This is a genomic window from Streptomyces sp. NPDC022552 (assembly GCF_055561875.1).
Genome location: NZ_JBVHGJ010000008.1, coordinates 202940 through 215020, shown reverse-complemented (window position 1 = coordinate 215020; position 12081 = coordinate 202940). Strand labels below are relative to the sequence as shown.

Genomic DNA, 12081 nt, shown 5'->3' with positions numbered 1-12081 from the left:
CTTAGATGGCCAGCGATTCCTGTGGGGCAGCCCGTGCGTGATTACCTGCTGACGCTCTGTGTCACGGCCGCGGTGACCTATCTGCTCACCGGTCCGGTGCGGAAGTTCGCCATCGCGACCGGGGCGATGCCGGAGATCCGTGCCCGAGACGTACACCGAGAACCGACTCCGCGGCTCGGTGGCATCGCCATGTTCTTCGGCCTGTGCACCGGCCTGCTGGTGGCGGACCACCTGCAGAACCTCAACAGCGTCTTCGAGCTCTCCAACGAGCCCCGCGCGCTGCTCTCCGGCGCCGCCCTGATCTGGCTGATCGGTGTCCTCGACGACAAGTTCGAGCTGGACGCGCTGATCAAGCTGGGTGCGCAGATGATCTCCGCCGGTGTGATGGTGATGCAGGGTCTGACGATCCTGTGGCTGCCGATCCCGGGCGTCGGCACCGTCGCGCTCACCAAGGGGCAGGGCACGCTCCTGACCGTGGCCCTGGTCGTCCTGACCATCAACGCCGTGAACTTCGTCGACGGCCTCGACGGCCTCGCCGCCGGCATGGTCTGCATCGCCGCCGCGGCCTTCTTCCTGTACGCGTACCGCCTCTGGTACGGCTACACGATCGAGGCCGCCGCGCCCGCGACGCTCTTCGCCGCGATCCTGATGGGCATGTGCCTGGGCTTCCTGCCGCACAACATGCATCCGGCCCGGATCTTCATGGGCGACTCCGGTTCGATGCTGATCGGTCTGATCCTGGCCGCCTCGGCGATCTCGATCACCGGCCAGGTCGACCCGGACGTGCTGAAGCTCTTCGAGGGCTCGACCCGCGAGGCCACCCACGCCGCCCTGCCGGTCTTCATCCCGCTCGTGCTGCCGCTGACGATCATCGCGATCCCCATGGCCGACCTGATCCTGGCCATCGTGCGCCGTACCTGGAACGGCCAGTCGCCGTTCGCCGCCGACCGCGGGCATCTGCACCACCGGCTTCTGGAGATCGGGCACTCGCACAGCCGGGCCGTCCTGATCATGTACTTCTGGTCGGCGCTCATCGCCTTCGGGACGCTCGCGTACTCGGTGCACTCCACGTCGATGTGGATCGTGCTCGTGGTCGTGTTCCTGAGCGCGATCGGTCTCGTGCTGCTCCTGCTGCCGCGCTTCACGCCGCGCGCCCCGCACTGGGCGGAGTCGTTCGTCCCGCCGCGCTACCGGCGCCGCGGGGCCGGACGCCCGGGAGTGCGGCGGGGATCCCGCTCGGAGGCCGCCGCTCCGGTCGCCACGGCCGTCGAGGAGCCGGCGGAGGAGCGCGTACCGGTGCCCGCGGGGGTCAACGGGGCCACCGCCATCGGCCACCGATCGCGCTTCACCGACCGGCGGAAGGCCGGAACGCCGAGTTGACGAATGTCATACTGGGCCGCATTACCAGACAAAACACCCCGGCAGGCTGCACACACGCGCACTGTCACACTCATGTGTGACAGTCAGCACACTTCCCGGGTAAAGAACTACTCAAATAGTTTGTGATACCGTTCACGAGACCCGGCGACAGAGCCGAAAGACCGTAGTGCGACGGTCCGTTGGCCCCGAGACACACCTCGGACCGGGCTTACGCTCGTCCCTGACGACACCATCGCCCCCACCAGCAACAGCGGAGACACCGCCATGCCGTCCAACGACGCACGCATCCTTCTGTCAGCTGCCATTCCCGCTGCTGCCACCGGCGCCATCGCCGCGGTCATCAGCGGCGTGGTTGCCGGCGGCAAGGGCGCGATCGGCGCCGTCATCGGCTGCGCGGTCGTGATCGCGTTCATGGGGATCGGGCTCGTGGTGCTCCAGCGGACGGCCAAGTCGTACCCGCACCTGTTCCAGGCCATGGGCCTCCTGCTCTACACGACCCAGCTGCTGCTGCTCTTCGTGCTGATGCTGATGCTCAAGAACACGACGTTCTTCGACTTCAAGGCCTTCGCCTTCACTCTGCTCGCGTCGACCCTCGTCTGGATCGCCGCGCAGGCACGTGCGTACATGAAGGCCAAGATCATGTACATCGACGACCCCAAGAAGCCGGGGTCGTCGCAGTGAGGGGTAGGGCCGGGATAAAGGCGCGTTCGGCTTCCTGCTATCGTCCGGTGCCAACTGCGGCACTGCGGGCGCGGGCATCCGAGCTGACGCCTGTCCCAGCGCGAGGCTCGACGCCGAACCGCCGCCCCCTTATCCGTAAGACCAGTCCAGTGCCGACCCGCGGCTGCGTGCCGCGCCGACACAACGAGGTTGCCGTACCTATGCGCCACGCTGAAGGAGCCCGCGGTGAGTGCTGACCAGACGCTTGCCTTCGACCCGGATTGCCACATCTTCAGTGGATGTGGCTTCCCGGCGCCGGGCCTGCACACGTTCATGTACGAGCCCATCGCCACGGTGGCCGGCATCGAGATCACCAAGCCGATGCTGCTTGCTCTGCTGGGCTCCATCGTGGTCGTCGGGTTCTTCTGGGCCGCCTTCAACAAGCCCAAGCTGATCCCCGGCAAGATGCAGATGGTCGGCGAGGCCGGTTACGACTTCGTCCGCCGCGGCATCGTCTACGAGATCATCGGCAAGAAGGACGGCGAGAAGTACGTCCCCTTCATGGTGTCGCTGTTCTTCTTCGTCTGGATCATGAACCTCTGGTCGATCATTCCGCTCGCCCAGTTCCCGGTCACGTCACTGATCGCCTTCCCGGCCGGTCTCGCGCTGATCGTGTACGTCATGTGGATCTCGCTGACCTTCAAGAAGCACGGCTTCGTCGGCGGCTGGAAGAACATCGTCGGCTACGACAAGTCCCTCGGTGCGATCCTCCCGATGGTCGTCGTCCTCGAGTTCTTCTCGAACCTCATCATCCGGCCCTTCACGCACGCGGTCCGACTGTTCGCGAACATGTTCGCCGGTCACCTGCTGATCGTGATGTTCTCGCTGGCCACCTGGTACCTCATGAACGGCCTGGGCTTCGTCTACGCCGGCGCCTCGTTCGTGATGGTCCTCGTGATGACGGCCTTCGAGCTCTTCATCCAGGCCGTCCAGGCGTACGTCTTCGTCCTCCTGGCCTGCAGCTACGTCCAGGGCGCGCTGGCCGAGCACCACTGAGCCACTCCCGCCCCGGGATCCAGCTAGACCCCCAATCCAACAGTCGTCCGGTGGCCAACCCCCACCGGGTCATTGAAAGAGAAGGAAGTAACGGCATGTCCGCTGCTCTCGACATGGTCAACCTCGCGGCCTCCGCCAAGGAGAACGTCGTCGGCAACGTCGCCTCGATCGGCTACGGCCTCGCCGCGATCGGCCCCGGCGTCGGCGTCGGCATCATCTTCGGTAACGGTACGCAGGCCCTCGCCCGCCAGCCCGAGGCCGCCGGTCTGATCCGCACCAACCAGATCATGGGCTTCGCCTTCTGTGAGGCGCTCGCCCTCATCGGCATCGTCATGGGCTTCGTCTACCAGTAAATCGGACCGACAGCCCACACCTTTTTACGGAAGGCACTGATGTGAACGCTCTGCTTCTTGCGGCGGAGGAGCCCCAGCCTCCTCTGATCCCGCATCTTGACGAGCTCGTCATCGGCCTGATCGCCTTCGTCATCGTCTTCGGCTTCCTCGCCAAGAAGCTCCTCCCGAACATCAACAAGGTTCTGGAAGAGCGTCGGGCGGCCATCGAGGGTGGCATCGAGAAGGCCGAGTCGGCCCAGATCGAGGCCCAGAGTGTGCTGGAGCAGTACAAGGCCCAGCTCGCCGAGGCCCGCCATGAGGCCGCGCGTCTTCGCCAGGAGGCGACGGAGCAGGGCACCGCGATCATCCAGGAGATGAAGGCGGAAGGCCAGCGCCAGCGCGAGGAGATCATCGCGGCCGGCCACACGCAGATCGAGGCCGACCGCAAGGCCGCGGCGACCTCGCTGCGCCAGGACGTGGGCAAGCTCGCCACCGACCTGGCCGGCAAGCTGGTCGGCGAGTCCCTCGAGGACCACGCCCGCCAGAGCCGCACGATCGACCGCTTCCTCGATGAGCTCGAGGAGAAGGCCGAGGCCGTCCGATGAACGGAGCGAGCCGTGAAGCGCTGGCTGCCGCACGTGAGTCCCTCGACGCGCTGACCGACAACACCTCGGTCGACGCCGCGAAGCTCGCGGGCGAGCTGGCCGCAGTCACCACGCTGCTCGACCGCGAGGTGTCGCTGCGTCGGGTCCTGACCGACCCGGCGCAGGCGGGCGAGGCCAAGGCCGAGCTCGCCGGGCGACTGCTCGGCGGTCAGGTGGGCGGCGAGACCGTCGACCTGGTGTCCGGCATGGTGCGTTCCCGCTGGTCGTCCTCGCGTGACCTGGTCGACTCGGCCGAGGAGCTGGCGAACATCGCCGACCTCACCGCCGCGCAGCAGGCCGGCGCACTGGACGACGTCGAGGACGAGCTGTTCCGGTTCGGCCGGATCGTCACCTCCAGCACCGAGCTGCGCTCGGCGCTGACGGACAAGGCCGCCACGGCGTCCGCCAAGAGTGAGCTGCTGCGCAGCCTTCTCGGCGGGAAGGCCAACCCGGTCACCGAGCGCCTGGTCGTCCGTCTCGTGACCCAGCCGCGTGGACGTAGCCTGGAAGCGGGACTCGAGTCCCTCTCCAAGCTCGCCGCGGCGCGCCGGGACCGGATGGTCGCCGTCGTGACGTCGGCGGTGCCGCTGACCGATCAGCAGAAGCAGCGCCTCGGTGTCGTCCTGGCCAAGCTGTACGGCCGCCAGATGCACCTGAACCTCGAAGTGGACCCCGCGGTCCTCGGCGGGATCACGGTGCAGGTCGGTGACGAGGTCATCAACGGCACCATCGCGGAGCGCCTCGACGAGGCGACCCGGCGACTGGCCGGCTGACGTCGGCCGGCAACTGAACACAGCATTACCTGCGGCCCGGTTGGGCCGTGCAGAGATTGCAGAAGATTCCTGGGGGTCGGCCCCCAGACCCCCAAGAAGACTTCGGGCCCAACAAGGAGAGCAGGGAACCCAGATGGCGGAGCTCACGATCCGGCCGGAGGAGATCCGGGACGCGCTGGAGACCTTTGTCCAGTCGTACCAGCCGGACGCGGCCTCGCGCGAGGAGGTCGGAACGGTCAGCCTGGCCGGCGACGGCATCGCGAAGGTGGAGGGCCTGCCCTCCGCCATGGCGAACGAGCTGCTGAAGTTCGAGGACGGCACCCTCGGTCTCGCCCTCAACCTCGAGGAGCGCGAGATCGGTGCGATCGTCCTCGGCGAGTTCAGCGGTATCGAGGAGGGCCAGCCGGTGCAGCGCACCGGTGAGGTTCTCTCCGTAGGTGTCGGCGAGGGCTACCTCGGCCGCGTCGTCGACCCGCTCGGCAACCCGATCGACGGTCTCGGAGAGATCGCGACCGAGGGCCGCCGCGCCCTCGAGCTGCAGGCCCCGGGCGTCATGGCCCGTAAGTCGGTGCACGAGCCGATGGAGACCGGCTACAAGGCCGTCGACGCCATGACCCCGGTCGGCCGTGGTCAGCGTCAGCTGATCATCGGTGACCGTCAGACCGGCAAGACCGCGCTGTGCGTCGACACGATCATCAACCAGCGTGACAACTGGCGCTCGGGCGACGTGAACAAGCAGGTCCGCTGCATCTACGTCGCCATCGGCCAGAAGGGCTCGACCATCGCGTCCGTTCGCGGCGCCCTGGAAGAGGCCGGCGCGCTCGAGTACACGACGATCGTCGCCGCCCCGGCGTCCGACCCGGCCGGCTTCAAGTACCTGGCGCCGTACACCGGCTCCGCCATCGGCCAGCACTGGATGTACCAGGGCAAGCACGTCCTGATCGTCTTCGACGACCTGTCGAAGCAGGCCGACGCCTACCGCGCCGTGTCGCTGCTGCTGCGCCGCCCGCCGGGCCGTGAGGCCTACCCGGGTGACGTCTTCTACCTGCACTCGCGTCTCCTCGAGCGCTGCGCGAAGCTCTCGGACGAGCTGGGTGCCGGTTCGATGACGGGTCTGCCGATCGTCGAGACCAAGGCGAACGACGTGTCGGCGTTCATCCCGACCAACGTCATCTCCATCACCGACGGCCAGTGCTTCCTGGAGTCCGACCTGTTCAACGCCGGCCAGCGTCCGGCCCTGAACGTCGGTATCTCGGTCTCGCGTGTCGGTGGCTCCGCCCAGCACAAGGCGATGAAGCAGATTTCCGGTCGCCTCCGTGTCGACCTGGCCCAGTTCCGTGAGCTGGAGGCGTTCGCCGCCTTCGGTTCGGACCTGGACGCCGCGTCGAAGGCGCAGCTGGAGCGTGGTCAGCGCATGGTCGAGCTGCTCAAGCAGGCTCAGTACCAGCCGATGCCCACCGAGAACCAGGTCGTTTCCGTCTGGGCCGGCACCACCGGCAAGATGGACGACGTCCCGGTGGCCGACATCCGCCGCTTCGAGGCCGAGATGCTGGCGTACCTGCGCCAGAGCCACTCCGGTCTCATGACCTCCATCCGTGAGGGCGGCAAGATGTCGGACGACACCCTGCAGTCCGTGGCCGACGCCATCGCGGAGTTCAAGAAGCAGTTCGAGACCTCTGACGGGAAGCTGCTGGGCGACGACGCTTCCGCTGCCGTCAACGTCTCGAAGTGACGACGGAAGGGACCTGACTCATGGGAGCGCAGCTCCGGGTCTACAAGCGTCGCATCAAATCCGTCACCGCGACGAAGAAGATCACCAAGGCGATGGAGATGATCGCCGCCTCGCGTGTCGTCAAGGCGCAGCGCAAGGTGCAGGCGTCGACCCCGTACGCCACCGAGCTGACCCGCGCGGTCACCGCGGTGGCCACGGGTGCGAACGACAAGCACCCGCTGACCACCGAGACGGAGAACCCGACCCGTGCCGCGGTCCTGCTCCTCGCGAGCGACCGCGGTCTGGCCGGCGCCTTCAACTCCAACGCCATCAAGGCGGCGGAAGCGCTGACGAAGAAGCTGGAGAGCGAGGGACGCGAGGTCGACATCTATGTCGTCGGCCGTCGTGGCATCGCGCACTACAACTTCCGTGAGCGCAAGCTGGCCGACTCGTGGACCGGTTTCACGGACCAGCCGGAGTACGCGGACGCCAAGAAGATCGCGGCTCCGCTGATCGAGGCGATCGAGAAGGACACGGCCGAAGGCGGAGTGGACGAGCTCCACATCGTCTACACCGAGTTCGTCTCGATGATGACGCAGACGGCGGTCGAGGCCCGGCTGCTGCCCCTCAGCCTCGACGAGGTGGCGAAGGAGGCGGGCGAGCAGGACACGCTCCGTCCGCTGTACGACTTCGAGCCGTCGGCGGAGGACGTCCTCGACGCCCTTCTGCCGCGCTACGTCGAGAGCCGGATCTACAACGCGCTGCTCCAGTCGGCTGCCTCCAAGCACGCCGCCACGCGCCGTGCGATGAAGTCGGCGACCGACAACGCGGGAGACTTGATCAACAACCTCTCCCGACTTGCCAACGCGGCCCGCCAGGCCGAAATCACCCAGGAAATCAGCGAGATCGTCGGTGGCACCGCAGCCCTGGCCGACGCGACCGCGGGGAGTGACAAGTAATGACGACCACTGTTGAGACGGCCGCCGCCACGGGCCGCGTCGCCCGGGTCATCGGCCCGGTCGTCGACGTGGAGTTCCCCGTCGACGCGATGCCGGAGATCTACAACGCGCTGAACGTCGAGGTTCCGGACCCGGCCGAGGAGGGCGCGACCAAGACGCTGACCCTCGAGGTCGCCCAGCACCTCGGTGACGGCGTCGTCCGCACCATCTCCATGCAGCCCACCGACGGCCTGGTCCGCCAGGCCCCGGTGACCGACACCGGCGCGGGCATCACCGTGCCCGTCGGCGATGTCACCAAGGGCCGTGTGTTCAACACGCTGGGTGAGGTGCTGAACGCCGACGCCTCCACCGTGGCCGACGCGCCGCGCTGGACGATCCACCGCAAGGCCCCGGCCTTCGACCAGCTCGAGTCCAAGACCGAGATGTTCGAGACCGGCCTGAAGGTCGTCGACCTTCTCACCCCGTACGTCAAGGGTGGAAAGATCGGTCTGTTCGGTGGTGCCGGTGTCGGCAAGACCGTTCTGATCCAGGAAATGATCGTCCGTGTGGCCAAGCTGCACGACGGTGTGTCGGTCTTCGCGGGCGTCGGCGAGCGCACCCGTGAGGGCAACGACCTCATGGTCGAGATGGAGGAGGCCGGCGTTCTCGACAAGACCGCGCTGGTCTTCGGCCAGATGGACGAGCCCCCGGGCACCCGTCTGCGCGTGGCCCTCGCCGGTCTGACCATGGCGGAGTACTTCCGCGATGTGCAGAAGCAGGACGTGCTGTTCTTCATCGACAACATCTTCCGCTTCACGCAGGCCGGCTCCGAGGTCTCGACCCTGCTCGGCCGTATGCCCTCCGCCGTGGGTTACCAGCCGAACCTGGCCGACGAGATGGGTCTCCTCCAGGAGCGCATCACCTCGACCCGCGGTCACTCGATCACCTCGATGCAGGCGATCTACGTCCCCGCGGACGACCTGACCGACCCGGCTCCGGCCACCACCTTCGCCCACCTCGACGCGACGACGGTTCTCTCCCGTCCGATCTCCGAGAAGGGCATCTACCCGGCCGTGGACCCGCTGGACTCCACGTCCCGGATCCTGGACCCGCGCTACATCGCGCAGGACCACTACGACGCCGCCACGCGCGTCAAGGGAATCCTGCAGAAGTACAAGGACCTCCAGGACATCATCGCGATTCTCGGTATCGACGAGCTGAGCGAGGAGGACAAGCTCGTTGTCCACCGCGCCCGCCGTGTCGAGCGCTTCCTGTCCCAGAACACCCACGCGGCGAAGCAGTTCACCGGTGTGGACGGTTCGGACGTTCCGCTCGACGAGTCGATCGCCGCGTTCAACGCGATCTGCGACGGTGAGTACGACCACTTCCCCGAGCAGGCCTTCTTCATGTGCGGTGGCATCGAGGACCTCAAGAAGAACGCCAAGGAGCTCGGCGTCTCCTGAGCCCCGTGCTCTCGTGAGGGGGGCGGGTGTGTCCCGCCCCCCTCGTCACGCCCATTAGAATTGACCCCAACACCCGGCACGACCGCCGGGTGGTGACCCGAGGAGCCACCCTTGGCTGCTGAGCTGCACGTCGAGCTGGTCGCCGCGGACCGGAGTGTCTGGTCCGGCGAGGCCACCCTGGTCATCGCACGTACCACCTCCGGCGACATCGGCGTCATGCCCGGCCACCAGCCGCTGCTCGGTGTGCTGGAGTCGGGCCCGGTGACCATCCGTACCAGCGAGGGCGAGACCGTCGTCGCCGCTGTGCACGGTGGATTCATCTCGTTCGCCGACGACAAGCTGTCTCTGCTCGCGGAGATCGTCGAGCTGGCGGACGAGATCGACGCCCAGCGCGCCGAGCGTGCGCTGGAGCGCGCCAAGTCGGAGTCGGACGCCGCCGCCGAGCGTCGCGCCGATGTCCGGTTGCGTGCGGTAGCGGTCCGCTAGCGGACCGCGCCGAGAGTTGTGCCCTCAGCCGCGGCACGGCTGGAATTTTCCAGACCGTGTCGCGGCTGAGGCGATGCAGATGCAGGTTGTATTCGGTTACGCCGGCGACGCCGGTCACGGGACGCAGCGAGGAGGTCGGTGAAGATGTTCCTCGCTCTGCTCCTGAGCGGCCTGGTCGTCGCACTGGTGGTGATCGGGCTCTTCGTCTTCGGCTTGCGCCGCAGGCTGATCCAGCGTGCCGGGGGCACCTTCGACTGCTCCCTGCGCTGGAATCTCCCCGAGGAGCCGGACGCCTCCGGCAAGGGCTGGGTGTACGGCGTCGCCCGCTACAGCGGTGACGAGATCGCCTGGTTCCGGGTCTTCTCGTACGCCCCTCGCCCCCGCCGTGTCCTGGAGCGCTCGGCCATCGAGGTCCTGGAGCGCCGGATGCCCGAGGGCGAGGAGGAGCTCGCGCTGCTCTCCGACGCCGTGATCCAGGGCTGTATGCACCGGGGGACGCGGCTCGAGCTGGCGATGAGCGAGGACGCTCTCACCGGCTTTCTCGCATGGCTGGAGGCTGCGCCTCCGGGCCAACGGGTGAATGTGGCCTGATCGGCACTGATCCGATGGGTCCCGCGGACGACGTTCGGGGGAGCCGCATCTGATGTCTGCATCAGAACGTACGACGGCGGGGACGGTGTGCTGCACCGTCCCCGCCGCGTTTTCCGTGGGGCTAGTTCAGCCCGTTGTTGATGGCGCTCACCAGCTCGCCGTTGGCGGTGTCACCGGTGAAGTCCCAGAAGAACGCGCCGCCCAGGCCCTGGTTCTTCGCCCAGCTCATCTTGGACGTGACCGTCGCCGGGGTGTCGTAGCTCCACCAGTTGGAACCGCAGTGCGCGTACGCCGTACCGGCCACCGTGCCGTTGGCCGGGCAGGTGTTCTTCAGGACCTTGTAGTCCTCGATGCCCGGCTCGTACGTGCCCGGCGCCGCGCCCGTCGCCGTGCCGCCCGGGGCGGACTGGGTGACGCCGGTCCAGCCGCGGCCGTAGAAGCCGATGCCGAGCAGCAGCTTGTTCGCCGGGACGCCCTTCGCCTTGTACTTGGCGATCGCCTCGGCGGAGTTGAAGCCCGCCTGCGGGATGCCGGCGTACGACGTCAGCGGGGAGTGCGGGGCCGTCGGGCCCTGCGCCGCGAAGGCGCCGAAGAAGTCGTACGTCATCACGTTGAACCAGTTCATGTACTGCGCGGCGCCCGCGTAGTCGGCGGCGTCGATCTTGCCGCCTGACGAGGCGTCGGCCGTGACGGCCGCCGTGACCAGGGCGCTGCTGCCGAACTTGGCGCGCATGGCCTGCATCATGTTCTTGAACGAGGCCGGGCCGCTGCTGTCGCAGGACAGGCCGCAGGCGTTCGGGTACTCCCAGTCCAGGTCGATGCCGTCGAAGACGTCGGCCCAGCGCGGGTCCTCCACCAGGTCGTAGCAGGACTGGGCGAAGGCGGTCGGGTTCTGCATGGCCTGGCCGAAGCCGCCGGACCAGGTCCAGCCGCCGAAGGACCACAGCACCTTGATGTTGGGGTACGCCTTCTTCAGCTTGCGCAACTGGTTGAAGTTGCCGCGCAGCGGCTGGTCCCAGGTGTCCGCGACGCCGTCGACGGACTGGTCGGCGGTGTAGGCCTTGTCGTAGTCCGCGTAGGAGTCACCGATCGTGCACCTGCCGCCGGTCACGTTGCCGAAGGCGTAGTTGATGTGCGTGATCTTGGACGCGGAGCCGGACGTCACGATGTTCTTGACGTGGTAGTTCCGGCCGTAGACGCCCCAGTTGGTGAAGTAGCCCAGCTTCACGGTGGAACCGGGGTTGGGGTTGCCCCCGCCGCCCGTGGTGCGGACGCTCGCGGTGCCGCTGGCCGGGCCGGTCTGGTCGATGGTGTCGCGGGCGACGACCGTGTAGCTGTAGTCGGTGCCGGCGGTCAGCCCGGTGTTCGTGTACGTCAGTCCGGTGACCGTGGCGACCGTGGTGCCGTCGCGCTTGACGTCGTAGTTCTTGATGCCCTTGTCGTCGGTCGCGGCGGTCCAGGTCAGCTTGACCGAGGTGTTGGTGATGTCGGAGGCGACGGGCGTGCCGGGGGCGGAGGGCGCGTTGTCACCGGGCTGGGTGGACCCGTCGCAGGAGGCGCCGTTGATCTTGCAGCCGCTGGGGGCGCCGGAGCCGGAGCCGTTGAAGCCGAAGGAGACGGTGGCGCCGGGGGCGAGGGTCCCGTTCCAGCCGACGTTCTTGGCGGTCCAGTGGGTGCCGGAGCTGGTGACGGTGGCGTCCCAGGCGGAGGTGACGGCCGTGCCGGCGGGGTAGTCCCACTCGACGGTCCAGGAGGAGAGGGTGGTGGTGCCGGTGTTCTTCACCGTCCACTTGCCCTCGAAGCCGGTGCCCCAGTCGGAGACCTTGGTGTACGTGGCGGTGGCCGCCGTGGCGGCCTCGGCGGGGGCGGCGAGGCCGACCATGGCGGCCAGGGGCAGGATCAGGGCGGTCAGACCGGCGGCGGCCCGGTGTCTGAACCCTGTTCTGCGCGTCGGTGCTTGAGTGCTCAACGGTGCTCCTCAAGTTGCGGACGGACGAACGAGAGATGGGGGTGGGTCCGTGAAGTGCGCGCGCCCCGCGAGCGTAGA

12 protein-coding genes are annotated in these 12081 nt (G+C 67.6%); 11 read left to right on the top strand and 1 reads right to left on the bottom strand.

All coding sequences use genetic code 11. The features are described 5' to 3' along the window. The first annotated feature begins 33 nt into the window (after positions 1-33). The 11 genes from ACZ3OF_RS22230 (at position 34) to ACZ3OF_RS22180 (ending at position 10034) form a co-directional block, all read left to right on the top strand. Positions 34-1380: an MraY family glycosyltransferase gene (locus ACZ3OF_RS22230; RefSeq protein WP_361672521.1), complete on the top strand. Its 1347-nt coding sequence runs from the start codon at positions 34-36 to the stop codon at positions 1378-1380. A gap of 264 nt (positions 1381-1644) precedes the next feature. After that, on the top strand, positions 1645-2061 hold the full coding sequence (locus ACZ3OF_RS22225; protein ID WP_361434700.1) for a hypothetical protein: 417 nt from the start codon (positions 1645-1647) through the stop codon (positions 2059-2061). Positions 2062-2286: 225 nt separating this feature from the next. Further along, complete coding sequence (atpB, locus tag ACZ3OF_RS22220) at positions 2287-3096, top strand: F0F1 ATP synthase subunit A (RefSeq protein ID WP_361672518.1); 810 nt, start codon at positions 2287-2289, stop codon at positions 3094-3096. A gap of 95 nt (positions 3097-3191) precedes the next feature. After that, positions 3192-3449, top strand: a complete 258-nt coding sequence (gene atpE, locus ACZ3OF_RS22215; RefSeq protein WP_158990502.1) for an ATP synthase F0 subunit C — start codon at positions 3192-3194, stop codon at positions 3447-3449. 41 nt (positions 3450-3490) lie between these two features. Next, the gene (locus ACZ3OF_RS22210; RefSeq protein WP_352188978.1) at positions 3491-4033 is read left to right on the top strand and encodes a F0F1 ATP synthase subunit B; all 543 of its coding nucleotides are present in this window, start codon (positions 3491-3493) and stop codon (positions 4031-4033) included. Further along, positions 4030-4845: a F0F1 ATP synthase subunit delta gene (locus ACZ3OF_RS22205; RefSeq protein WP_361672516.1), complete on the top strand. Its 816-nt coding sequence runs from the start codon at positions 4030-4032 to the stop codon at positions 4843-4845. The genes ACZ3OF_RS22210 and ACZ3OF_RS22205 overlap by 4 nt, the downstream gene beginning before the upstream one ends. Before the next feature lie 133 nt (positions 4846-4978). After that, on the top strand, positions 4979-6577 hold the full coding sequence (atpA, locus tag ACZ3OF_RS22200; protein WP_361434698.1) for a F0F1 ATP synthase subunit alpha: 1599 nt from the start codon (positions 4979-4981) through the stop codon (positions 6575-6577). 20 nt (positions 6578-6597) lie between these two features. Then, complete coding sequence (locus ACZ3OF_RS22195) at positions 6598-7515, top strand: F0F1 ATP synthase subunit gamma (protein ID WP_361434697.1); 918 nt, start codon at positions 6598-6600, stop codon at positions 7513-7515. After that, positions 7515-8957 (top strand): F0F1 ATP synthase subunit beta, encoded by a 1443-nt coding sequence (atpD, locus tag ACZ3OF_RS22190; protein WP_361434696.1) that lies wholly within the window; start codon positions 7515-7517, stop codon positions 8955-8957. The genes ACZ3OF_RS22195 and atpD overlap by 1 nt, the downstream gene beginning before the upstream one ends. 111 nt (positions 8958-9068) lie before the next feature. Further along, entirely contained in the window at positions 9069-9443 is a 375-nt protein-coding gene (locus ACZ3OF_RS22185) for a F0F1 ATP synthase subunit epsilon (protein ID WP_352188973.1), read from the top strand. A gap of 144 nt (positions 9444-9587) precedes the next feature. Continuing rightward, positions 9588-10034 (top strand): DUF2550 domain-containing protein, encoded by a 447-nt coding sequence (locus ACZ3OF_RS22180; RefSeq protein WP_361672513.1) that lies wholly within the window; start codon positions 9588-9590, stop codon positions 10032-10034. Positions 10035-10155: 121 nt separating this feature from the next. Here ACZ3OF_RS22180 and ACZ3OF_RS22175 read toward each other — a convergent pair whose 3' ends face one another. After that, positions 10156-12003: a glycosyl hydrolase family 18 protein gene (locus ACZ3OF_RS22175; RefSeq protein WP_467306364.1), complete on the bottom strand. Its 1848-nt coding sequence runs from the start codon at positions 12001-12003 to the stop codon at positions 10156-10158. Positions 12004-12081: the final 78 nt, after the last annotated feature.